This window comes from Lentzea sp. NPDC060358 (assembly GCF_042725365.1).
GTDB lineage: Bacteria > Actinomycetota > Actinomycetes > Mycobacteriales > Pseudonocardiaceae > Lentzea.
Genome location: NZ_JBHXCW010000040.1, coordinates 24,976 through 45,424 on the forward strand (window position 1 = coordinate 24,976; position 20,449 = coordinate 45,424).

The 20,449-nt window shown below is 73.1% G+C and carries 23 protein-coding genes and 1 pseudogene; 7 read left to right on the forward strand and 17 right to left on the reverse strand.

Annotation, left to right across the window (positions count from 1 at the left end):
* Nucleotides 1-10: 10 nt before the first annotated feature.
* The 14 genes and pseudogenes from ACFWGZ_RS11895 to ACFWGZ_RS11960 all read right to left on the reverse strand — a co-directional run bounded on the left by ACFWGZ_RS11895 (nt 11) and on the right by ACFWGZ_RS11960 (nt 11,736).
* Nucleotides 11-877: an ATP-binding cassette domain-containing protein gene (locus ACFWGZ_RS11895; protein ID WP_382451464.1), complete on the reverse strand. Its 867-nt coding sequence runs from the start codon at nt 875-877 to the stop codon at nt 11-13.
* Nucleotides 874-1,272 carry a GntR family transcriptional regulator gene (locus ACFWGZ_RS11900; protein WP_382451486.1) on the reverse strand — a complete coding sequence of 133 codons (399 nt, stop codon included), beginning with the start codon at nt 1,270-1,272 and terminating at the stop codon, nt 874-876. The genes ACFWGZ_RS11895 and ACFWGZ_RS11900 overlap by 4 nt, the downstream gene beginning before the upstream one ends.
* A 37-nt stretch (nt 1,273-1,309) precedes the next feature.
* Nucleotides 1,310-2,290, reverse strand: a complete 981-nt coding sequence (locus tag ACFWGZ_RS11905; protein ID WP_382451465.1) for an ABC transporter permease — start codon at nt 2,288-2,290, stop codon at nt 1,310-1,312.
* 227 nt (nt 2,291-2,517) lie between these two features.
* Nucleotides 2,518-3,072, reverse strand: a pseudogene (locus tag ACFWGZ_RS11910) (ATP-binding cassette domain-containing protein); the annotation flags it as partial.
* Between the two features lie 213 nt (nt 3,073-3,285).
* Nucleotides 3,286-4,128: an NAD-dependent epimerase/dehydratase family protein gene (locus ACFWGZ_RS11915; RefSeq protein WP_382451466.1), complete on the reverse strand. Its 843-nt coding sequence runs from the start codon at nt 4,126-4,128 to the stop codon at nt 3,286-3,288.
* Nucleotides 4,125-4,631 (reverse strand): hypothetical protein, encoded by a 507-nt coding sequence (locus ACFWGZ_RS11920; protein ID WP_382451467.1) that lies wholly within the window; start codon nt 4,629-4,631, stop codon nt 4,125-4,127. The genes ACFWGZ_RS11915 and ACFWGZ_RS11920 overlap by 4 nt, the downstream gene beginning before the upstream one ends.
* The gene (locus ACFWGZ_RS11925; protein WP_382451468.1) at nt 4,628-6,286 is read right to left on the reverse strand and encodes a class I adenylate-forming enzyme family protein; all 1,659 of its coding nucleotides are present in this window, start codon (nt 6,284-6,286) and stop codon (nt 4,628-4,630) included. The genes ACFWGZ_RS11920 and ACFWGZ_RS11925 overlap by 4 nt, the downstream gene beginning before the upstream one ends.
* Nucleotides 6,283-6,861 (reverse strand): hypothetical protein, encoded by a 579-nt coding sequence (locus ACFWGZ_RS11930; protein WP_382451469.1) that lies wholly within the window; start codon nt 6,859-6,861, stop codon nt 6,283-6,285. Before ACFWGZ_RS11930 ends, ACFWGZ_RS11925 begins: the two co-directional genes overlap by 4 nt.
* Entirely contained in the window at nt 6,858-7,985 is a 1,128-nt protein-coding gene (locus ACFWGZ_RS11935; protein WP_382451470.1) for a beta-ketoacyl-[acyl-carrier-protein] synthase family protein, read from the reverse strand. The genes ACFWGZ_RS11930 and ACFWGZ_RS11935 overlap by 4 nt, the downstream gene beginning before the upstream one ends.
* Nucleotides 7,982-8,212, reverse strand: coding sequence for a hypothetical protein (locus ACFWGZ_RS11940; protein ID WP_382451471.1), 231 nt, complete (start codon nt 8,210-8,212; stop codon nt 7,982-7,984). The genes ACFWGZ_RS11935 and ACFWGZ_RS11940 overlap by 4 nt, the downstream gene beginning before the upstream one ends.
* A complete protein-coding gene (locus ACFWGZ_RS11945) occupies nt 8,209-8,481 on the reverse strand; it encodes an acyl carrier protein (RefSeq protein ID WP_382451472.1) in 273 nt (90 codons plus the stop codon). Before ACFWGZ_RS11945 ends, ACFWGZ_RS11940 begins: the two co-directional genes overlap by 4 nt.
* A gap of 20 nt (nt 8,482-8,501) precedes the next feature.
* Nucleotides 8,502-9,866, reverse strand: coding sequence for a class I adenylate-forming enzyme family protein (locus ACFWGZ_RS11950; protein WP_382451473.1), 1,365 nt, complete (start codon nt 9,864-9,866; stop codon nt 8,502-8,504).
* Nucleotides 9,866-10,936, reverse strand: coding sequence for a 3-dehydroquinate synthase II family protein (locus tag ACFWGZ_RS11955; RefSeq protein ID WP_382451474.1), 1,071 nt, complete (start codon nt 10,934-10,936; stop codon nt 9,866-9,868). The genes ACFWGZ_RS11950 and ACFWGZ_RS11955 overlap by 1 nt, the downstream gene beginning before the upstream one ends.
* Entirely contained in the window at nt 10,933-11,736 is an 804-nt protein-coding gene (locus tag ACFWGZ_RS11960) for a 2-amino-3,7-dideoxy-D-threo-hept-6-ulosonate synthase (RefSeq protein ID WP_382451475.1), read from the reverse strand. Before ACFWGZ_RS11960 ends, ACFWGZ_RS11955 begins: the two co-directional genes overlap by 4 nt.
* A gap of 209 nt (nt 11,737-11,945) precedes the next feature.
* Between ACFWGZ_RS11960 and ACFWGZ_RS11965 the strand changes: the two genes are divergently transcribed.
* The 4 genes from ACFWGZ_RS11965 to ACFWGZ_RS11980 all read left to right on the forward strand — a co-directional run bounded on the left by ACFWGZ_RS11965 (nt 11,946) and on the right by ACFWGZ_RS11980 (nt 15,734).
* Nucleotides 11,946-12,539, forward strand: coding sequence for a flavodoxin family protein (locus ACFWGZ_RS11965; RefSeq protein ID WP_382451476.1), 594 nt, complete (start codon nt 11,946-11,948; stop codon nt 12,537-12,539).
* Nucleotides 12,536-14,026 carry an MFS transporter gene (locus ACFWGZ_RS11970; RefSeq protein ID WP_382451477.1) on the forward strand — a complete coding sequence of 497 codons (1,491 nt, stop codon included), beginning with the start codon at nt 12,536-12,538 and terminating at the stop codon, nt 14,024-14,026. The genes ACFWGZ_RS11965 and ACFWGZ_RS11970 overlap by 4 nt, the downstream gene beginning before the upstream one ends.
* A complete protein-coding gene (locus tag ACFWGZ_RS11975; protein WP_382451478.1) occupies nt 14,017-14,925 on the forward strand; it encodes a LysR family transcriptional regulator in 909 nt (302 codons plus the stop codon). The genes ACFWGZ_RS11970 and ACFWGZ_RS11975 overlap by 10 nt, the downstream gene beginning before the upstream one ends.
* A gap of 92 nt (nt 14,926-15,017) precedes the next feature.
* Nucleotides 15,018-15,734: a response regulator transcription factor gene (locus tag ACFWGZ_RS11980; RefSeq protein WP_382451479.1), complete on the forward strand. Its 717-nt coding sequence runs from the start codon at nt 15,018-15,020 to the stop codon at nt 15,732-15,734.
* Nucleotides 15,735-15,782: 48 nt separating this feature from the next.
* Here the strand turns inward: ACFWGZ_RS11980 and ACFWGZ_RS11985 are convergent, their stop codons facing one another.
* Nucleotides 15,783-16,547, reverse strand: coding sequence for an SDR family oxidoreductase (locus tag ACFWGZ_RS11985; protein WP_382451480.1), 765 nt, complete (start codon nt 16,545-16,547; stop codon nt 15,783-15,785).
* 99 nt (nt 16,548-16,646) lie between these two features.
* Between ACFWGZ_RS11985 and ACFWGZ_RS11990 the strand changes: the two genes are divergently transcribed.
* Nucleotides 16,647-17,489, forward strand: coding sequence for a helix-turn-helix transcriptional regulator (locus ACFWGZ_RS11990; RefSeq protein ID WP_382451481.1), 843 nt, complete (start codon nt 16,647-16,649; stop codon nt 17,487-17,489).
* Here the strand turns inward: ACFWGZ_RS11990 and ACFWGZ_RS11995 are convergent.
* Together ACFWGZ_RS11995 and ACFWGZ_RS12000 are read right to left on the reverse strand one after the other, a co-directional pair.
* Nucleotides 17,476-17,952, reverse strand: coding sequence for a GNAT family N-acetyltransferase (locus ACFWGZ_RS11995; protein ID WP_382451482.1), 477 nt, complete (start codon nt 17,950-17,952; stop codon nt 17,476-17,478). The two genes, ACFWGZ_RS11990 and ACFWGZ_RS11995, sit on opposite strands and share 14 nt — an antisense overlap.
* Complete coding sequence (locus ACFWGZ_RS12000; RefSeq protein WP_382451483.1) at nt 17,949-18,971, reverse strand: alpha/beta hydrolase-fold protein; 1,023 nt, start codon at nt 18,969-18,971, stop codon at nt 17,949-17,951. Before ACFWGZ_RS12000 ends, ACFWGZ_RS11995 begins: the two co-directional genes overlap by 4 nt.
* Nucleotides 18,972-19,025: 54 nt before the next feature.
* Here ACFWGZ_RS12000 and ACFWGZ_RS12005 point away from each other — a divergent pair, with 54 nt between their 5' ends.
* Both ACFWGZ_RS12005 and ACFWGZ_RS12010 read left to right on the forward strand, forming a co-directional pair.
* Nucleotides 19,026-19,628, forward strand: coding sequence for a TetR/AcrR family transcriptional regulator (locus ACFWGZ_RS12005; protein WP_382451484.1), 603 nt, complete (start codon nt 19,026-19,028; stop codon nt 19,626-19,628).
* 19 nt (nt 19,629-19,647) lie between these two features.
* Nucleotides 19,648-20,421 (forward strand): SDR family NAD(P)-dependent oxidoreductase, encoded by a 774-nt coding sequence (locus tag ACFWGZ_RS12010; RefSeq protein WP_382451485.1) that lies wholly within the window; start codon nt 19,648-19,650, stop codon nt 20,419-20,421.
* The last annotated feature ends 28 nt before the right edge of the window (nt 20,422-20,449 follow it).

Genomic DNA, 20,449 nt, shown 5'->3' on the forward strand with positions numbered 1-20,449 from the left:
CGCGACCTCGTCAGTCCCGGTTCCGCGCTGCCCGGCGCTCGCGCGACGCCCGCAGGTACCCCATCACCAGCGACTCCAGGTCCGGCTCGGCCTCGGCCCACCCCTGCGGCACCGGCCCGGCGTCGCGCAGCAGCAGCGTCGACTGGCGCTGGGTGCGGGTGGCGCTGACGAGCGTTCCCTCCACAGCGGACTCGCCGGTGACCGGGCCCGCGAGAACCCGGTGCCGGGCCAGGACTTCGTCGATGTCGCCCTCGACCTCGACGCGGCCCTCGTCGACCAGCAGGATGTGGTCGCACACCTCGCGCAGGTCGGTCAGCAGGTGCGACGACATGACCACGGTGGTGCCGCGGTCGGCGACCTCGGTCATGACGATCCGCAGCGTCTCGTCGCGGGCGAGCGGGTCGAGGTCGGACAGCGGTTCGTCGAGCAGCAGCAACCGGGGCAGCCGGCCCAGTGCCAGCGCGAGGCCCACCTGGGTGAGCGCGCCGGAGGACAGGGTGCGGATCTTCGCCTCCGGGTCGACCCCGGCGAGCAGTCCGAGCACCTCGTGGACGCGGTCGGTGGACCAGCGGTCGTTCATGGCGGCGCAGAAGCGGACCTGTTCGCGCACCGTGAGATCGCGGTGCAGGGACCGGTCCTGCGCCAGGAACGAGACGTCCGGGTGGATGCGGCCGCGCACGGGCGTGCCGAACACGGTCAGTTCGCCGGTCGTCGGGCGGACGAGGCCCGCGGCCAGGCGCAGCAGGGTGCTCTTGCCGGCGCCGTTCGGGCCGACCAGGGCGACGACCTTGCCCTCCGGCACGGAGAAGCTGCAGTCGCGGACCGCCCAGCGGCTGCGGTACCGCTTGCCGGCGGCGGTGGCGGTCAACGGGTTCATGGTCGTTCCTCGGCGGGGTAGTGCTGGTCGCGGACCGCGGAGTAGAGGGCGTCGACGTCCTCGACGACGAGCCCGTCCTCCCGCGCGCTGCCCATCCAGCGGCCGAGTTCCTGCCGCAGCGGGGCGTCGTCGCCGGAGGTGGCCTCGGAGGACAGGGACTTGGTCACGAAGGTGCCGAGGCCCCGGCGGCCCTCGGCCAGTCCCTCGCGTTCGAGTTCGCGGTACGCCTTGAGCACGGTGTTGGGGTTGACGGCGGTCGCCTCCACCACCTCGCGCGCGGTGGGCAGGCGGTCGCCCGGGGCCAGCAGTCCCAGTCGCATCGCTTGCTTGACCTGCTGGACGATCTGGACGTAGGTGGAGACCCCGGAGCGCCGGTCGATCCGGAACTCGATCACATCGGTCAGCATAGGTGCTCCGGGGTCTCCACCGTGCTCAGCTCTGGCGGCGCAACACCCAGGCGGTGCCGATCAGCAGCACCACGGCGAGGACGCCGAACACGGCGAAATCGGCCAGGTGCAGTTTCCCGGCGTCGCTCTCGGGGATGTACGTCGCGTAGCTCGTGGTGAGGCCGGACTGCGGCAGGCACTGGACGTACGCCTCCTGCGAGTCGCCGGGGGCGTCCTTGCAGGCCTGGATCACCGACAGCACCTTCTCGCGCGGGACGGGCTGCCGGGCGGCGTCGAGGTAGCCCTGGGAGAGCACCAGGCTGCCGTCGGTGTGCACCGGCAGAGCGGTGCCCGACCCGGTCTCCACGCGCTGGGCGGCGATCATGCGGTGGGGCACTCCGGACAGCGCGAAGCGGCTGATGGCGAAGATGCCGAGTCCCGCGGTCATCGCCACGAGGGTGCGGCGGGACAGCACGCCGATGAAGGTGCCGAGCGCGAAGGCGAACAGCGCGTAGCCGGTCGGCGAGACGTGCTCGATCCCGAAGTTCACGGAGTTGAACGGTCCGTTGACCAGCGGACCGAGCACGCCGGCCGCGGTGAGCCACCACGAGACCAGCCACTGGAGCGCGACCAGCGCGGCGAGTGCCGGTACCAGCGCGATGACCAGCTTGCTGAACATCCACCGGGTGCGGCTCACCGACTGGGTGAAGGCCAGCACGTGGGTGCCCTGCTCGATCTCCCGCGCGAAGAGGGGGGCGCCGACGAAGACGCCGATCAGCGCGGGGAACACGGTGATCAGCATCCGGCCCACGTCGAGCCGGTCGCCCCACGTCTCCACGAAGGCTTTCACCGCCTGGTCCGGTGCCGCGCACTCCTCGACCCGCGCCACGCACCCGGCGACCCCCGACTCGTCGAGGTCGCTGATCATGCTGGAGCGCACGAGGAAGATGATCCCGGCGCCGACGACCACCAGGCCGAGCAGGGTGAGCAGTTGCAGGCGCTGCTGCCGCCACGAAGCCCAGATCATGCCGCTTCCTCCTGTGCCGCCGCCGCGCGCATGTGGCCGAGCACGAGTTCGCCGAGCGGGGTGCCGCCCGCGCTGAGCCGGGCGACGTCGCCCGCGAGCAGCACGCGTCCCCGGTGCAGCAGGACGAGGTGGTCGCAGACGCCCTCGAGTTCCGCCAGCACGTGCGAGGACAGCACGACGGTGATGCCCTGGGTGCGCGCCTCGGTGAGCAGTGCCCGCAGGACGGTCTCGCGGGCGAGCGGGTCCAAGTCGGCCAGCGGTTCGTCGAGCAGCAGCAGCTTCGGGCGCTTGCCCAGCGCCAGCGCCAGGGCGACGCGGGTGCGCTGGCCGCCGGACAACGTGCCGACCTTGGCGTGCATCGGCACCGAGGCCTGCCCGACGAGGTGCTCGGCGTAGCCCTGGTCCCAGGTCGGGTTGGTCTTCGCGCCGAACGTGAGCGTCTCGGCGACGGTGAACTGCTGGTACAGCGGCTTCTGCTGGGCGAGGTAGGACACCGCGGTGTGCAGGCCCTTGCCCGTCGGCCGGTCGCCGAACACGGTGATCCCGCCGGTCGTGGGCTTCAGCAGACCGGTGACGAGGCCCATCAGCGTGCTCTTGCCGGCACCGTTCGGGCCGACGAGGGCCACGATCCGGTTCGGCGGGACGACCAGCGACGTCTCCCGCAGCGCCCAGCCCCTGCGGTACTTCTTGCCCACGCCTTCCGCGCGCACCGGAGGCGCGTGTTCCGGCGGCCTTCGCACGTCCACTGCCGGCCCCTTTCCGTTGTTGGTTGGCGGCGACATTAGCACCTTTCACTAGTGAACTAGTGAAAGGTGCGGTCGGTCTCGCCGGAGCAACCCGGAGGGGAGGTGGAACGTCTGGGAACGCCGGTCAGGTGATCGCGATCGGGTCGAGGCCGGGGCGGTGCGCCTCGCGCCCCCGAGGTGGCTGCCGGGCGCCACCCGGTCGAGCGGAACTTCGAAGCTGGCAACGCCCTTTCGAGGTGATCGTGGTGTTCAGCGCGGGGGCGACGCCGACCGCCAGTCGGGGAAGCGCGGCTTCCAGCCCAGCGCCTGCCGGGCGCGGTCGTTCGACGCGCCCCGCAGCCGGGTGAGCTGGTAGGTGGGGAACCAGCCGAGCAGGCGCTCGGCCATGTCCGCCGGGATCGTGCGCGGTGGCGGCCCGCCCAGCAGGGCCGCGAGCCCCGGCAACCACTCCGCGCCCACGGCGGGGGAGTCGTCGGTGATGTTGAACAGGCCCGGCACGACAGCTTCGACGGCCAGAACGGTGGCCCACGCCGCGTCCAGGACGTGGACGAACGAGGTGACGCCGTGGGCGTCCGCGGGCTGGCGGTACCGACCGCGAGCCAATGCCGCGCCGATCGCGCCGTCGGCGGCGTACTGCGTACCGGGGCCGTGCAGAACCCCCAGGCGCAGCACGGTTCCCGACGCCGCGAGCGTCGAGGCCTCCAGTGCGGCCACCGCCGCGGTGGTGGCCGCCCAGCCGGGGTCCGGCGCATCCAGGTAGAGGGCGGCGTCCTCGTCCAGCACCGCGGCACCGGCCGGGGCGGTGGCGAACGCGATGCTGTGCGCCACCAACCGGATTCCGGTCTCCAGCAGGGTGGCCGTGCCCTCGGCGCGCAGCCGGGCGGTCCGTGTCAACGCGTCCGGGTGCCGCAGCGCGGAAGCCTGGTGCACCACCACGTCCGGGGCCGCCGACCGGACCGCGGCCAGCACCGCGGCCCGGTCGAGGAGGTCCACGCCGAGCGGCACCACGTCGTGGCCGCGCTCCCGCAGCACCGGCAGCAGCGCCCTGCCGAGCACGCCGGTCGTCCCGGCCACCAGCACGCGCACGCTCATCCCCCCGGTACTTCGCGGACGCGCATCAGCAGCCGGCAGGCCGGGTCGCCCGAGCGCAGGCAGCCGGTGGCGCGGTTCTCGGTCAGCTCCACGCCGAGGCCCGCCGACCAGCCGGCGTGGATGTCGGTGCACGGGCACTCGTAGCCGTCGAGCGAGCCGGCCATCCGCACCATCGTGACCGCGAAGTTGCGGCGCATCACCAGTTCGACCAGGTCGTCCTCGACGACGTCGACGTCACCGTCGCGCAGCTCCGACGGGAACATGGCTTCCGCGCACGCCTCGTAGCGCTCCCGCAGGCCCTCGATGCCGTCGCCGGCACCGCGGGTGCGCTTGGCGACCTTGCGGCCGATGTTCTCCGCGACGAACCTCAGCGCCTCGGCGTTGATCTCGTTCGCCACCTCGTAGCCGAACCGCTTCGCCACGCCCTGGTACCACCGGGCGTCGTGCAGCCACCACGCCCGGTAGGCCTCCATCGCCCGCAGCTCGGCTGACATCTCCGTCATGCCCGCTCCGCCAGCCGGGCGCGGAACCGCTCGCGCAGCTCCCGCTTGAGCACCTTGCCGGTGGCGCCCTTGGTGACCTCGCTCGCGTCCATCACGAGCGCGCGCGTCAGCTCCGGGAAACCGGCATTCGCCAGCACCTCGTTGACCTGCGCGGTCCACTCGTCGTCGGAACGCGCGATGGTGGTCTGCAGCAGCACGTACGCCTCACCGACCCCGTCGCCGTCCCAGTCGGCCCGCACGCCGTCCGGCGCCACCGCCACGACCGTGCAGTCGGCGAGCTCGGGGATCTCGCGCAGCAGCAGTTCCTCCGTGCGGGTGCTGAGCACGAGCCCGTGCGCGGTGCGGATCGCGTCCGGCGCGCGGTCGAGGTGGTAGAAGTTGCCCTCCTCGTCCTGCATCGACAGGTCACCGGTCAGCCAGTAGCCGCCGAGCCGCAGCCGGTGGAACGTGAGCGAGTCGTTCCAGTAGCCCGGCGTCAGCGTCGGCGACTTCACGCCGAGCCTGCCGATCTCTCCGGGCGGCAGGGGTTTGCCGTCCTCGGACAGCACCGCGGCCTCGGCGAAGCTCATCGGCTTGCCGATGCAGCGGCCGTAGGAGGCGCTGCCGGGCCGGTGGCCGTTGTGGAAGATCGAGTACCCGGTCTCGGACGAGCCGAGGCCGTCGGTGAACACCGAACCGGGCCTGCGGACGCGCTGGAAGTTCTCGTCGATCCACTCGTGGCTGCCCTGCGCGATCAACGCCCGCACGTGCGCCTCGTGGGCGGCGTCACCGGTGTTGTACCAGCCCTCCACAGAGGACAGGTCGCGCTTCGACAGGTCGTGCGCGGCCATCTCGCCGTAGGTGCCGGCGAAACCGAAGATGTTGGTGGGCTTGAACTTCTCGGCCGCGTCGAGCACGTCCGCGCCGCGCTGGCTCGACTGCAGGTAGACCGGCGAGCGCAGGAGCAGGCCGAACAGCAGCACGGAGATCGAGGCGTTGTGCGAGCCCGGCAGCGCGACCAGCAGGCGGCCCATCGAGTTGCCCGTGGACAGCCGCAGCCGGTGCAGCTGGGCGTAGAGCAACGTCCGGTGCGTGTGCGGCACGGCCTTCGGCATGCCGGTGGTGCCGGACGAGTGCGAGATGATGATCGGGTCCGTCGAGTCGTGCTGGTACGGGAACACGGCGGGCAGCTCGCCCGTGCCGCGCACGTCCGCGGCCGTCACCCCGAACCCCAGGGCCAGCTCGTCGAGGTGCCCGGCGAAGACGTCGCGGTGCGCGTCGTCGGTGAGCACGCCGACCGCGCCCTGGCGGCGCACGTACTCGCGGGCGATCTCCGGTCGCAGGTTGCCGTTGACGAACGACGGGATGGCGCCCAGCGAGGTGAGCGCGAGGAAGTTCACGGCGAACTCGGTGCTGGAGAACGTGTGGACCGCCACCGGGTCGCGCGGCCGCACGCCCTGCGCGTGGTACCAGGACGCGTACCGCTTCACGACCTCGTGCAGTGCGCCGAGCGTGAGGACCTCCGGCCGGGTGCCGTCCGGCGCGGTCCACGTGCCGTCGGTCCAGACCACCTCGTCGTCGAGCGGGTGGCCGTACGCGACGACGCGGTGCAGGACGTTGCCCGCGCCGAGCGTGGTGTCGGCGAAGATCTGGGCGCGTTCGGCCTTCGTGATCACCGTCGTTCTCCTTGGGCGGTAATGGTGGTGGCGAGGGCGTGCAGCCCGGCGACGCCGGGGGGATGGGGCTGGGGCAGACCGTCGCCGTGACCGACGAGCAGGCCCGCGGCGAGGTCGGTGGCCGGTGGCGTGGTGCCGCGGGCGCGGTGCACGGCGTCGGTGCGCGGGGTCCCGGTGAGCTCGACGCCGAGGACGAGCACGCAGTCGAGGTCGGCGAGCAGCACCTCGGCCACGTCGAGCGGGCCGCCGCCGGGGTGCTCGCCCGGCGAGATCGACAGCAGCGGGCCGGTGATGCCGTGCTCGATGCTGATGCGGCCCAGGACCGCGTTCGAGGTGGCCTGCATGAACAACAGCGCGTTCGCGGGCCTGCCGCCGGTGAGCAGCCTGCTGGAGAGGTCCGTGGTGACGCTGTCGCCGAGCTCGCTGGCCAGCACGACGCCCAGACCGGTGACGTCCACGTCGGACAGGAGCTGTTCGGCGACCTGGTGCACCAGGGGGGTGAAGGGCGACTCGATGAACCCGGTCACCTGGGGAGCCGTCGCGGGGTCGCCGACGGCGCCGGCGAGGATCTTCACGGCAGCTCCAGCACGAGTGCGGTGTTGGCGCCGCCGAACGCCGCGTTGACGGTCAGCGCCCGGCGCAGTGGCACGGCCCGTGCCTCGTTCGGCACGTAGTCCAGGTCGCACGCGGGGTCGCGGCCGGTGAACCCGGCGGTCGGCGGCACGGTCTGGTCGAGCAGGGCCAGCAGCGTCACGACGAACTCCACCGCGCCCGCGCCTTCGAGCATGTGCCCGGTGGTGCTCTTGGTCGAGCTGACCGGGACGTCCGGCGCGTCGGCGCCGAAGAGCGCGTGCAGCCCGGCGGTCTCGGCGCTGTCGTTGTGCTGCGTGCCCGTGCCGTGCGCGTTGACGTAGTCCACCGGGCCGCCTCCGCCCAGCGCCGCCGTCGCCGCCAGCACCAGGCCCCGTGCCTGCGGGTGTGGCCGGGCGATGTGGTGCGCGTCGGCCGCGACGCCCCAGCCCGGCACGCGGGCCAGCACGTCCGCGCCCCGCCGGGTGGCGTGCTCGCGCGACTCCAGCACGACCGCCGCGACGCCGTCGCCGAGCAGCAGCCCCGACCGGCCCTCGCTGAACGGCCGGATCACGCCGTCGCGCGACAGCGCGCGGCCCGAGTCGAACTTCGACTGGTTCTCCTGCTCCACCAGGTACCCGCCGGCGCAGACGACGCTGTGCGCGGCACCGGCGGCGATCAGCCTGCACCCGTGGACGATCGCGTTCGCCGAGGCCACGCACGCGGTCGTGAACGTCAGCCGCGGTCCGCGCGCACCCAGCCGGTCGGCGAGGACGTCGGCGAACCGGGCGGCCACGCTGTCCTGCACCAGGTCCTCGGCACCGGAGGCCCAGAACCCGGTGACGGCGGTGAAGTCCCCGGCCGCCCCGACGAGCACGGCGGTGCCGAGACCCGGTGGCAGGCCGGCCATCGCGACCGCCGCGTCCGCCACCTCGGTCAACGCCGTGCGCAGCGGTGGTGTCCCCGGTCCCGGCGCGCACGCGGCCACGCCGGTGCGCAGGGCGCCGGTGCCGAACCGCTCGATCGGCCCGAACGCCGCACGACCCGCGAACACGCCGGACCGCAGCGCGTCCGCGCCGTCGCCGAACGCCGTCCGCACGCCGTACCCGGTCACCACCACACCGGTCATCGCGTCGCCAGCTCCCTCAGGTGGTCGGCGATGCGCCGCGCGGAGGTGTTGCCGGAGAAGCACTCCTCCGACGCCTCGGCGAGCACGCCGCACCGCATCTCCAGCACGTGCAGGAACCAGACCAGGCCCATCGAGTCGAACACGAACTCGGTGTCGTCGTCGGGCAGGCTGGGGAAGATCTTCGGGTCCGACAGCAGCTCGCGGACCTGGGCGGCCGTGACCGTCATGCCCTGGCACCCCGGGCGACGGTGTCCGCGACGAGCTCGCCGAGCGTCATCGCGCCGACCGGTTCGATGCTGTCGTCGGGGTACTGCACGGAGAACCGGCGCTCCAGCCGCATCGTCAGCTCGATCAGGCTGAGCGAGTCGAGGTCGAGGCCGGTCGCGCCGAGCGTGATCTGGTCGCTGACGGTCTCCTCCGGCAGCGGCTGCCCGAGGTCCTCGACGATCGTGGTGAGGACGAAGTCGCGGATCTCGGACTCCAGCGTCGTCTGCATCGGTTGTCGCCTTTCGGTTCTCACGCGGGCACGGCCGCGCGCAGCACGTCGTGCCGGCGGACGAGCTTGCCGTTGGGGGTGCGGGGGAGCTGGGGGAGCACGTGGATCTCCCGCGGGATCTTGTAGTCGGCGAGGCGGTCGCTGCACCACGTGAGCAGCTCGCTCGCCGTCGTGCCGCCGACGACGTAGGCCTGGATCGCCCCGTTGTGGACGGCGACGGCCTCGGTGACGGCGGGGTGGGTGCGCAGCGCGGCCTCGACCTCGCCGAGGTCGACCTTGAGGCCGCCGACCACGACCAGCGAGTCGCCGCGGCCGTGCAGGTGCAGGCAGCCGTCGGAGTCGAGCTCGGCCCGGTCGCGCACGCGCAGCCAGCCGTCGGTGAACCGGTCACCGCCGCCGCTGAGGTAGGGCGACGCGGGCAGGCGGACCTCGACCTCGCCGAGGTGCACCCGCATCTCCACGCCGGGGCACGCGCGCCCGACGGACGGGCGCAGGCTGCCGCTGACGTCCATCGCGATCACGCCGGTCTCGGTGGTGCCGTAGGACTCGCCGAGACCGATGCCGAACCGGGCGGTGAACCGCTCCGCCACCGACGGTTCCATGATCTCGCCGCCGCTGACCGCCGCGCGCAGCGACGGCAGCGGCGGGATCTCCCGCGCGGTGGACAGCAACGCGTAGTGGAACGGCGTCCCGAAGAACACGTGCACGTCGTACCGCGCCGCCGTCGCGAGGAGGTCGCCGGCCGTGAGCTTGCTCGCGAACACGGCGGTGACGCCCTGCGCGAGGCTGTGGAAGAGCCCGGCGATCAGGCCGAAGCTGTGCGCGGTGGAGCTGAGCAGCAGCACCCGTTCCCCGGTCACCGGCATGCCCTCGATCCGGGCGAACCGGTCGATCTCGCCGGCGACCTCCCGCGGGGTGCGGCCGATCATCTTCGGCGTGCCGGTGGAGCCGGAGCTGAACTGCACCAGCCGGTGCTCCGTCGCCGCCGGCCGGCCGCCGCGCAGCCTGCTGGTCACGAGCTCGTACTCCGCGGTGAAGCCCGGCGTGGCACCCGCGACGCCGCCGCGCACCGTGTACTGCGGCCGGCCGACCTCCCGCACCGCCTCGACCTCGGCCGACTTGAACCGGTGGTCGACGAGCATGACCTGCGCGCCCAGCGACCACAGCGCCAGCACCGCCTGCACCTGCGTGTAGCTCGGCGGCACCTGCAGCAGCACGGTGCTGCCCTCGGTGATGCCCGCGCTCGCGAACAACGCCGCCTCGCGCTCGACCATCGCGCGGACCTCGCCGCGGGTGCGGACGTCGTCGCCGTGCGCGAGGTAGGGCAGCGCGGCGGGGTGGGCGTCGAACAGGCCCGCGATGAGCGTCGCCATCGAGGTGCCCATCACGACTCCCGGCAGAACTCGCCGATGGGGATGCCCACGTGGCGCTGGTCGGTCGCGAGGTAGCCGAGCAGCTCGTCGCCGTTCTGCAGCTCGGTGACGTTGCGGACCTTCGCGCCGGGGCCGAGCACCCGCACGTGCCAGTCGTCCTGCACGGTCAGGCTGACGACGACGCCGTCCGCCGAGTGCGCGGTGATCGTGAGCAACGGCCGCGACTCGAGCTTCGCGCGGCCGACGACGACCCGGCGGGTGCGGCCGTCGGAGTCGACGGCGAGCACGGTGCTGCCGGACCTCAGCTCGGACAGGTAGTTGGTGCGGTTGTCCGGGCCGAGGACGTAGGAGTGCAGCGCGCCCGCGTTGACGCGGAACGGGCGGGTCGGCATGTACGGCAACGGGTGCGTCTCGCTGCAGCACAGGATGAACCCGGTCGAGTACGAGCCGACGAGGATGCCCTCGTCCTCGCGGAAGTGCGAGCAGGTGTCGACGCAGACGCGGTCGCCCAGGCCGTGGTGCTCGATCCTGTCCACGGTCAGCGTCGTGAGCTGGAGGTCCTGCGTGGTGCCGGCCAGCATCCTGGTCAGCGCGAACACGTCGTCGGCGGTGCGCGGGGCGAGCAGGACGCCCTCCGAGCCGCGTTCCAGCACGTCGACGACGATCGAGGCTTCCTCGAGGTCCGCGCACACGGTGATCAGCTGGCCGGGCGCCTTGTCGGCGGCCGCCAGCACGATCTCCAGCGGGATCTTGGTCGGGTCGGCGAACTCGACGATCGTGTACGGCAGGCCCACGGCCGCGGCGCACGCGAGCTGCAACGTGCGGTCGTCGCGGACGTGCACCCACGCCGCTCCCTTGGCGCGCACCAGGCCGGGCAGCTCGGTCTCGTCGTCGACCCGCGTCACCCTGACCGGGGCCTCCCCGTCGCCGACGAGCACGCCGAGCACCGTCGGCGGCAGCTTCGCGAGCAGCGCCGCGTCGTCGGCGACGACGGCCTCCGCCTTGGCGTGGATGGCGGCGTCGACCACCGCTTCGAGCTGCTCGGCGGGGACGGCGCGGACGTCGATCCAAGCGTGTTTCATGCGACACCTGTCGTGAGGAGGGATTCGGACAGTGCTGCGGGGTTCTGGGCGTGCACCACGGCGGCCAGCCGCGCGACGGTGACCGCGGGGTTCTCCGAGGTGAAGATGCGGCGGCCGACCGCGAGCCCGGCGCACCCGGCGTCCATCAGCCCGGCCGCGGAGGTCTCGAGGTCGCGGGCGTCGGGGGCGCCGCCGGCGCACAGCACCGGCAGCGGGCAGCTCTCGACGACCTCGGCCATGCGCGCCGGGTCCGCCGGCACCGCGGTCTTCACCAGGTCGGCGCCGAGGTCAGCGGCGATGTTCACGGCGTGGGAGAGCAGGGTGACGTCGCGCGGGTCGGGGATGCGCGGGCCGCGCGGGTAGATCATCGCGAGCAGCGGGATGCCCCAGCGCTGGCAGGCGCCCGCGACCAGGCCGAGGTCGGCGAGCTGGCGGCCCTCGGTGTCGGAGCCGACGTTGACGTGCACGCTCACCGCGTCCGCGCCGAGCCGCAGCGCGTCGTCGACGTCGCCGACGAGCACCTTGGCGTCGGTGTCGGCGGCGTGCGCGGTGCTCGCGGACAGGTGCACGACCAGCCCGCAGTCGCCGAGCGCGGACGGGTCCAGCGTGCGGGCCCTGCCCTTGTGCACGACGAGCGCGTCGGCGCCCCCTCCCGCGATCGCGCGGACCAGGCCGTCCCAGCGCGACCGGTCGCTCACCGGGCCGTCCGAGACGCTGTGGTCCAGCGGGACGAACAGGTGCCTGCCGTCCCCGGGGCGCGAAAGCCTGCGCATTCGCAGTGCTTTGCCGTCGATGGTCATCGAGCCTCCTTCCACGTCACGGCGAGATGTGCTCGAACGTGGTCGAAGTCTGCTCGTGCCGATCTTCGCAAAACAAATACCAAACAGGCGATAACTCGGGAGTTATCAGTTTTTGAGAACATCGCCAGGTTGCCCCGGCCCGATATTTGATCGGATTCTCAGGAAGCTGTGCCATGTTCGGTGTGCTGTCGGTGACGAGAGGAGCAACGGTGACCTCGCAGGTCCGTGTCGCGATCGCCTACCACGGCGGGCGCGGGCACACCGCGCGGATGGCCGAGGCGGTGGAAGCCGGTGTCAAGGCGGTGGAAGGCGCATTCTGCGATCCGATCGACGTGAGCCGAACAGCCCCGGAGGACTGGTTCCGGCTCGACGACGCGGACGCCATCGTGTTCGGCGCGCCGACCTACATGGGCACCGCGTCCGCCGCATTCCACGCATTCGCCGAGGCCAGCAGCCGCCGCTGGTTCACCGGCCGCTGGACCGGGAAAATCGCGGCCGGCTTCACGAACTCCGGCTCGATGGCGGGCGACAAGTCGAGCACATTGTCCTATTTCGCCACTTTTGCCGCGCAACACGGGATGATATGGGTCGGCCTGGGCCTGCGGCCGGGCTGGAACTCGAGCTCCGGCGGCCCCGGCGACCTCAACCGGCTGGGCTTCCACCTGGGCGCGGCGGCCCAGTCCAACCTCGACGAGCCGCCCTCCGCCATGTGCGACTCCGACCTCGCCACCGCCGAGCACCTCGGCGGCCGGGTCGCGCGGTGCGCGGTGCAGTTCGCGCTGGGCCGGGAGCGGATGCCGTGACCGGGGTCGCCGCCGAGGTCACCCGGCGCAGGCTGGTGCTGGTCGTCGCGCTCGTCGCGCACACGCTCGTGCTGGCCGACAACACGATCATGAACATCGCCGTGGAGGTGCTCGCCGACCCGGTGCGCGGCCTCGGCGCGGGCACCGGCGAACTGGCCTGGGCGGTCAGCGCCTACCCGCTCGTGTTCGCCGCCTCCACGCTCACCGGCGGCGCGCTCGCCGACCGGTTCGGCGCCGGCCGGACCCTCGTGCCGGGCCTGCTCCTGCTCGGTGCCGCGTCGGTCGCGGCGGCGTTCGCCACCGGTGGCGCCACGCTGATCGCGGCACGCGCGGTGATGGGCGCGGGCGGTGGCCTGATCGCACCGGCCACGCTGACGCTGGTGACGGCCGGGTTGCCACCACATCGGCGGAGCCGCGCCGTCGCGCTGTGGTCGTCCGCGGCCGGGGTCGCCGTCGCGGTCGGGCCGGTGCTCGGCGGCTGGCTGCTGGCGTGGTTCTCCTGGCCCGCGGTGTTCCTGGTGAACGTGCCGGTCGTGCTGGCCCTGGTGCTCGGCGCGGCGCTGCTGCCCGCGCTGCCGGTGCCGGGCCGCGTCCGGCCGCTCGACCTGCCCGGCGCCGCCCTGTCCGCCCTGGGCCTCGCGGCGCTGGTCGGCGGCATCGTCCAGTGCGGGCACGAGATCTCGGCCGGCGCCCTGCTCCTGGCCGGGTCCGGTGTCGCGGTGCTCGCGGTGTTCGTCCTGCACCAGCTGCGCGCACGGCACCCGGCGTTCGACATGAGGTTGCTGCTGCGCCGCGGTTTCGGCGGCGGGGTGCTCGGGCTGCTGCTGACCTTCGCGGGCCTCGCCGGGCAGTTGTTCTACTGCGCGTTCTTCCTGCAGGGCGTGCTGGGGCTGACGCCGGGGGAGGCCGGGTTCGTGATGCTGTCGGCCGCGGTGGGCATCGTGGCGGGCAACCGGGTGTGCTCCGCCGCGGCGGAGCGGTTCGGCCTGCCCGCGACCGTCCTCACCGGACTCGTGGCGTCCGCGGCGACCTACGCCGCCTACCTGTTCTTCGACGCGCACACCCCGATCCCGGCGATCGTCGGCCTGCTGCTCGTCCAGGGGTTCGGCACGGGCGTCGCGTTCGCGCCGCTCACCTCGGGCCTGATCGCCGGGCTGCCCCCGGACCGCGCCGGCGCCGGCGCCGGCCTCGCGTCGGTCGCGAGACCACTCGGCACGACGATCGGCGTCGCCGTGCTCGGCGCGGTGCTCACGCTGTCGTACCGCACCGCGATCGAACCCGCGCTGACCGGGCTGTCCGCGGCGGACGCCGAGCAGGCGCTCGGGTCCGCGGAGGGCGCCCGCGCACTCGCCGGCCTCGCACCGGCCGCGGACAGCGCCTACCTGCACGCGATGCACGTGACCGCGGGGTGGGCGACCGCGGTGGGACTGGCGGGCTGCGCGGTGGTGGCCGTCGGGCTGCGCCGGATTGGACGGCAATGGAGCTGACCCTGCGGCACCTCGCGCTCGTGGTGGCGGTCGCCGACGCGGGCGGCATCCGGCGGGCGGCCCTCGCGATCGGCGTCGCCCAGCCCGGCGTCACCGCGCAGCTCAAGCGCATCGAGCACGACCTGGGCACCGAGCTGTTCGAACGCAGGGCGGAGGGCGTCGTGCCGACCCCGCTGGGCACCCGGTTCATCGCCGAGGCCCGCGACCTGCTGGCCCGGTTCGACGAGCTCGTCACGGCCACCCGCGCCCTCGGGCACGGCGTGCACCCGAGCACGACGGTGCGCATCGGCGCCACCGACAGCCGCGACCTGCCGCGCATCACCCGCGCGCTCGCCGAGCTGCTGCCCGGCAGCGACCAGGAGATCTCGGTCGGCGGCACACCGGACGACGTCCTCACCGCGGCCGAGGAGGGCCGGTTCGACGTCGTCGTGCTGGCCGAGCACGCCCACCGGCCCCGCCCGCGGCTCGGCGGCTTCCTCGACCACGACCTGGGCCGTGAACCCCTGCACGTGGCGGTGTCCGTGCACCACCGCCTGGCGGGCCGCGCCGGGATCACGCTCGCGGACCTCGCGGGGGAGACCTGGGCGAGCACGTCCGAGCAGTCGGCCGACGAGTGGCGCAGCATCCAGGAGGCCTGCTCCCGCACCGGGTTCAGCCCGCGGCTGGGCCACCGCGGTCTCGACCGGGCGAGCGCGGAGACGGTGATCAGGCTGGGCCGCGCGGTGGCCGTGCTCCCGCCGGACCCGCCCGGCGCGGGCGTCGTCCTGCTGCGGCTGACCGATCCCGGGCTCTGGCGCAGAACCCGCCTGCTGTGGCTGCCGGACTCCCCGATCGCCCTGCTCGCGTCTCCTTTGGCGCGGCTGCTACCTGCGAAGACGGTGGACGCGGAAGCCTGCTGAGCGGCGTTCTGGATCGGTTCGGCCTCCTGGGGGTGTGGAGGCCCCGGAAACCGTGCTACTAGTTTGAATCGGAACGACACGGAGGGGGCTCCATGCGCGGATCTGCGAGCCGTGCACCGGTTCTCGACCGGCCGCGCACGGTGATCCGGGTGCTGCTGATCACCGGCGACCCCGGCGTGGCCGCGCGGCTCGACGACACCTTCAACCGCGCCGACCACGCGCTCGACCTGGCCCAGGACGCCAGGTCCGGCCTGGAGCGGGCGCTGACGAGGCAGTGCGACGTCATCGTCCTCGACCGGCGCCTGCAGGCGGGCCGCGGCCTCGAGCTCATGCGCAAGCTGCGGCGGGCGCAGGTCCTCACCCCGGTGATCATGCTGGCCGACGGCGACGTGCGCGACCGGGTCGCGTGCCTGCAGGCCGGTGCCGACGACTGCGTCGACCACGTCACCGAGTCCGAGGAGCTGCTGGCCCGGCTCCGCGCCCTGTACCGCAGGAGCCCGTACCGCAGCGGCACCGTGCACCTGGGCGCCGCCCGCGTGGACGTGCGCCGGCGCCTCGTCCTGCACGAGGACGGCACCCAGACCGGCCTGACCGTGCAGGAGTGCGCGGTGATCGCGGTGCTGGGCGCCGAACCGGGCCGCGTCGTGTCCCGCGCCCGGCTGCAGGCGCTGGTGTTCCCCGACCGGCACGCGAAGTCCATCGTGGACACCTACGTCTACCACCTGCGGCGCAAGCTGGGCCGCGAGGTCGTGACGACCGTGCACAGCGTGGGCTACCGGCTGGGTCACGTGCCGGTGCGGATGGCCTGAGCGCGCGCCGGGCTGACGGACCCGCCGCGGCCCGTCAGCCCGCGGCCGTCACTTCCCGTGCGGGTCGCTGTGGTTGAGCGCGGCGACGACCTGGTCGTAGTCGCCGCGGGCCTCGCCGTAGCGCAGGAACTTCACCCGCTCGACCTGGATCTCGCGCACGTCGGGCTGGGCCTCGACGATGCCCATGACCTCGGCGACGTAGTCGGCGAGCGGCACGGCCTGCTCGTTCTCGGCCTGGCCCGGCAGCAGGTCGGTCTGCACCGACGGCGGCTCGAGCTCGACGACCTTCACCGAGGTGTCGGCCAGCTGCAGGCGCAGCGTCTCGCTGAGCATGTGGATCGCGGCCTTGGAGGCGTTGTAGCTCGGCGTGATCTTGAGCGGCGCGAAGGCCAGTCCGGAGGAGACGGTCATGATCGTGGCGTCCGGGCGGGTCTGCAGGTGCTCGACGAACGCGGCGATCAGGCGGATCGGGCCGAGCACGTTCGTGGTGACGGTGCTCTCGGCCGAGTCGAGGAACGACTCGGGCCGGTGCCAGTCCTCCACCCGCATGACGCCCGCCATCGTGATCAGCACGTTGAGCGAGGGGAAGCGGGCGAGGACGTCCTTCGCGGCCTCCTGGATGCTCGCGGGGTCCGCGGTGTCGATGCGGACGGTCTCCACGCCGGGGTGCTCGGCCGCGATCTTCTCGAGCAGCTCGGTGCGCCGGCCGCCGACGACCACGGTGTTGCCGCGCTCCCGCAGGGCGAGGGCGAGCGCCAGGCCGATGCCGCTCGTGGCGCCGGGGATGAAGACGGTGTTTCCGGTGATGTCCATGCACCCAGCCTGACCCCTGGCCCTCGAATGCGGCAGAGAGCACTCATCGGGGGATCGGCGATCCCTGGTTGAGCGCGCCGGGACGCCCATACTGGACACATGGACCGTGTGGAGCTCGCCGCGTTCCTGCGGCGCCGCCGTGAGGAACTGCGCCCCGAGGACGTCGGACTGCCCGTCGGCGCGCGCAGGCGGGCGCCGGGGCTGCGGCGCGAGGAGGTCGCGTCGCTCGCCGCCATGTCGACGGACTACTACACGCGCCTGGAACAGCAACGCGGCCCGCAGCCCAGCGAGCACATGCTCGGGTCGCTGGCGCGCGCGTTGCGGCTCGACGACGACGAGCGCGACTACCTGTTCCACGTCGCCGGCCGCAACGCCCCGTCGCCGCGGGTGACCAGCACGCACGTCGCCCCCGCGCTGCAACGGGTGCTGGACCGGCTCGACGACACGCCCGCGCTGATCCTGTCCAACCTCAGCGAGGTCCTGGTGCAGAACCGGTTCGCCGAGGCCCTCTACGGCGACTCGTCCGGCTTCACCGGCCTGGCGCGCAGCGGCATCTACCGCTGGTTCACCGACCCCGACGAACGGCTCGTCTACCGCGAGCAGGACCGCGACCACCAGTCCCGCGCGCAGGTCGCGAACCTGCGCGCCGCCTACGCCACGATGGGCCCGCAGTCCCGGGCCGCCGACCTGGTCCGCGTGCTGCGCAAGGACAGCGCCGAGTTCGCCGAGCTGTGGGAACGGCACGAGGTCGCCCGGCGGTTCGAGGACCACAAGGTGCTCGTGCACCCGCAGCTCGGCGAGATCGAGGTGGACTGCCAGGCGCTGTTCACCGAGGACCAGTCGCAGGCCCTGCTCGTGCTGACCGCGCCGCCGCGCACCGAGGCGTTCGAGAAGATCCAGCTGCTCGGTGTGCTCGGCACGGAGAAGTTCAGCCGAGCCTGAGGACCGTCTCCTCGATCTCGGCTCCCCGCGCCGCCGCGTGGCCGGTGTCCGTGCCGACGACCTGGAAGCCCGCCCGCGTCAGGACCCGGAGCGAGGCCGCGTTGTCGCTGGCGGCCCGCCCGTGGATCGGGCGGACCGGGACCTCCTGGAGCAGCAGCGCGAGCGCGCGGCCCGCCACGCCCTGACCCCAGACGGCGCGGTCGACCCAGTAGGTGACCTCGGTGTCGCCCTCGACGACGAAGGCCGCGATCTGGCCCACGACCCGGCCGTCGCCGACGATCACGCGGTTCGTCGTGTCCTCCCGCGCGATGTTGCGGCGCAGGTGGGCGTCGAACGCCTCCCGGTCGTCCGGGTCCTGGGCGGTGAACGCCGCCATGCGCACCGACTCCGGGTCCCGCATGAACTCGAACAGCACGTCGAAGTCGGACTCCCGCACCGGCCGCAACGCCACGTCCCGGATCACCGCGCCACCTTCTCCGCCAACCACCCCAGTGAGAGCGGGTAACGGTAGTCGATGCCGCCGTGGCCCGCGTCGAACAGCTCGAAGTGCACTCGCTCGTCCGGGATCCCGGCCTCGGCGATCGCCGCCCGGAACGCCTCGGCGCCGAGGTCGAGGTAGTACTCGTCGCTGCGGCCCGCGTCGATCCACACCGCCCGCAGCGACCGGATCGCCTCGGCGTGTCCCGGCACCATCCGCACCGGGTCCCGGTCGAGCCAGCGCTGCCACACCTGCGGCAGCGGCGCGCCCGTCACGGGGTCGAACGGCAGCCGCGGCGTGCCGTCGTCGTCGGCCGAGAAGCACGCCGCGACACCGTAGAGGCCGAGCAGCGTCGCGTCCTCGGACCTGGTGAAGGCGGGACGGCTCCGGAAGTCCGCCCACCACGCGTGGACGTCGTGGTCGTACGCGCGCAACGCCCGCGCGGCCTTGCCGAAGTCCGCGAGGTAGCAGAGCTCGTAGAGCGAGTCGCCCGCGTGCGTGGCCAGCGCGCCGAACAGGTCCGGCCGCAGCATCGGGGTGATCATCGCGCCGAACCCGCCCGACGACTTGCCGGAGATCGCCCGCGACTCGCGGTCGGGGATCGTGCGGTAGTGCGCGTCCACCCACGGCACGATCTCGTCGCACAGGTACGAGTGGTAGCGGCCGGTGCCGGGGGAGTCGACGAACTGCGAGCCGCCGTAGGAGGTCCACGCGTCGACGAACACCACCACGCACGGCGGCGCCCCGTTCGCGAACACCGCGTCGGCCGTCTCCACGAACGGCTGGCGGAACGGCATGCGGTTCGCCCACATGCCGAGGTGCCCGGTGTAGCCCTGGATGACGTACACGGCCGGATAGCGCTCGTCGGTCTCGTCGTACCCCGGCGGCACGTACACCCACAACGGCCGCTCGTGCGGATCGCCGAGGGGGTTGCCGCGCAACAGCTCCGACGTGATGGTGCGCCGGTCGAGCCGGCCGGCGAGTGGGCTGTCCCAGGGAAGCATGGCCCCAGTCAACCACAGTGGACTCACGAGTCCAGAAAACTTATTCTGGACCGCGTGAAGCTCACGGCGAAGGGCCGCGCGACCCGGCAGCGCATCATCGAGGGCGCGGCGGCACACCTGCGCGGCGACGACGCGGCCGGCGTGACGCTGGACGACATCCGGGCCATCACCGGCACCAGCAAGGGCCAGATCTTCCACTACTTCCCGGACGGCAAGGAGGAGCTGTTCCTCGCCGTCGCGCGGTTCGAGGCCGGGCGCGTGCTCGACGACCAGCAGCCCCACCTCGGCGCCCTGACCTCGTGGGCGGCCTGGGACCGCTGGCGCGACTCGGTCGTGGCCCGCTACCGCGCCCAGGGCCGCTCGTGCCCGCTGGGCGTGCTGATGGGGGAGCTGGGCAGCACGCCGGGCGCGCAGGAGGTGATCGGCACCCTGCTGCACCAGTGGGAGGCCGAGCTGCGCCGCGGCATCGCCGAGATGCAGCGCCGCGGCCACGTCGGCGCCTCGGCCGACCCGGCGCGCCTGTCCGCCGCGCTGATCGCCGGCATCCAGGGCGGCGTGCAGGTGCTGAGGTCCACGGGCAGCGCGGCCTACCTGGAGGCCGTCCTCGACACCCTGATCGACCACCTCAAAACTTCTGGACTTGCGGGTCCAAAATAGCGCTCCTAACTTCGGGGTCATGACACAGCGACTGCACGGCAAGACCGCCCTGATCACCGGGTCCACCAGCAACATCGGCCGCGCGACCGCCGTCGCCTTGGCCGCCGAAGGCGTCCACGTGGTCGTCTCCGGCCGTTCCGCCGCCAAGGGCGCCGAGGTGGTGGCCGGGATCCGCGCCGCCGGCGGCAGGGCCGACTTCGCCCGGGCCGACCTCGACGGTTCCTCCGCCGCGAGCCGGGCCCTGGCCGCCGAGGCGACCGAACTCCTCGGCGGACGCGTGGACGTCCTCGTGAACAACGCCGGCATCTACCCGCCGTCGTCCACCCCGTCCACCGACGACGAGATGTTCGACCGGGTCTTCGGCGTCAACGTGAAAGCACCGTTCTTCCTGACCCAGGCCCTCGCGCCGGGCATGATCGCCGCCGGCGGCGGGGTCGTCGTCAACCTGGGCTCGTGGATCACCCGGCTCGGCGTGCCCAGCGGCTCGATCTACAGCTCCAGCAAGGGTGCCATGGAGACGATGACCAGGGCGTGGGCCTCCGAGTACGGCCCGCGGGGGATCCGGGTCAACGCGGTCTCGCCCGGCGTGATCGCCTCCGCCGACTGGGACCCGGCCACCCGCGAGGCCGCCGGCGTGCTGATGCGCGGCACCCCGGCGGGCGGCGCGGGCCGGCCCGAGTCGATCGCCGCGGCGGTCGTGTACCTGGCCTCGGACGACGCCGAGTTCGTGCACGGCATCGTGCTGGACGTGGACGGCGGGCGCACCGGGGTGGCGGTGGTCGCGTCCGCGTGATGCGCGGTGGGGGAGGGGGAGAGGTGGC

Bases quoted from the DNA above. Each gene is read 5' to 3' on its own strand.
- ACFWGZ_RS11895 (WP_382451464.1), bottom strand. From the start codon at position 877: ATGAACCCGTTGACCGCCACCGCCGCCGGCAAGCGGTACCGCAGCCGC.
- ACFWGZ_RS11905 (WP_382451465.1), bottom strand. From the start codon at position 2,290: ATGATCTGGGCTTCGTGGCGGCAGCAGCGCCTGCAACTGCTCACCCTG.
- ACFWGZ_RS11915 (WP_382451466.1), bottom strand. From the start codon at position 4,128: ATGAGCGTGCGCGTGCTGGTGGCCGGGACGACCGGCGTGCTCGGCAGG.
- ACFWGZ_RS11920 (WP_382451467.1), bottom strand. From the start codon at position 4,631: ATGACGGAGATGTCAGCCGAGCTGCGGGCGATGGAGGCCTACCGGGCG.
- ACFWGZ_RS11935 (WP_382451470.1), bottom strand. From the start codon at position 7,985: ATGACCGGTGTGGTGGTGACCGGGTACGGCGTGCGGACGGCGTTCGGC.
- ACFWGZ_RS11940 (WP_382451471.1), bottom strand. From the start codon at position 8,212: ATGACGGTCACGGCCGCCCAGGTCCGCGAGCTGCTGTCGGACCCGAAG.
- ACFWGZ_RS11945 (WP_382451472.1), bottom strand. From the start codon at position 8,481: ATGCAGACGACGCTGGAGTCCGAGATCCGCGACTTCGTCCTCACCACG.
- ACFWGZ_RS11950 (WP_382451473.1), bottom strand. From the start codon at position 9,866: ATGGGCACCTCGATGGCGACGCTCATCGCGGGCCTGTTCGACGCCCAC.
- ACFWGZ_RS11955 (WP_382451474.1), bottom strand. From the start codon at position 10,936: ATGAAACACGCTTGGATCGACGTCCGCGCCGTCCCCGCCGAGCAGCTC.
- ACFWGZ_RS11960 (WP_382451475.1), bottom strand. From the start codon at position 11,736: ATGACCATCGACGGCAAAGCACTGCGAATGCGCAGGCTTTCGCGCCCC.
- ACFWGZ_RS11975 (WP_382451478.1), top strand. From the start codon at position 14,017: ATGGAGCTGACCCTGCGGCACCTCGCGCTCGTGGTGGCGGTCGCCGAC.
- ACFWGZ_RS11980 (WP_382451479.1), top strand. From the start codon at position 15,018: ATGCGCGGATCTGCGAGCCGTGCACCGGTTCTCGACCGGCCGCGCACG.
- ACFWGZ_RS11985 (WP_382451480.1), bottom strand. From the start codon at position 16,547: ATGGACATCACCGGAAACACCGTCTTCATCCCCGGCGCCACGAGCGGC.
- ACFWGZ_RS11990 (WP_382451481.1), top strand. From the start codon at position 16,647: ATGGACCGTGTGGAGCTCGCCGCGTTCCTGCGGCGCCGCCGTGAGGAA.
- ACFWGZ_RS12000 (WP_382451483.1), bottom strand. From the start codon at position 18,971: ATGCTTCCCTGGGACAGCCCACTCGCCGGCCGGCTCGACCGGCGCACC.
- ACFWGZ_RS12010 (WP_382451485.1), top strand. From the start codon at position 19,648: ATGACACAGCGACTGCACGGCAAGACCGCCCTGATCACCGGGTCCACC.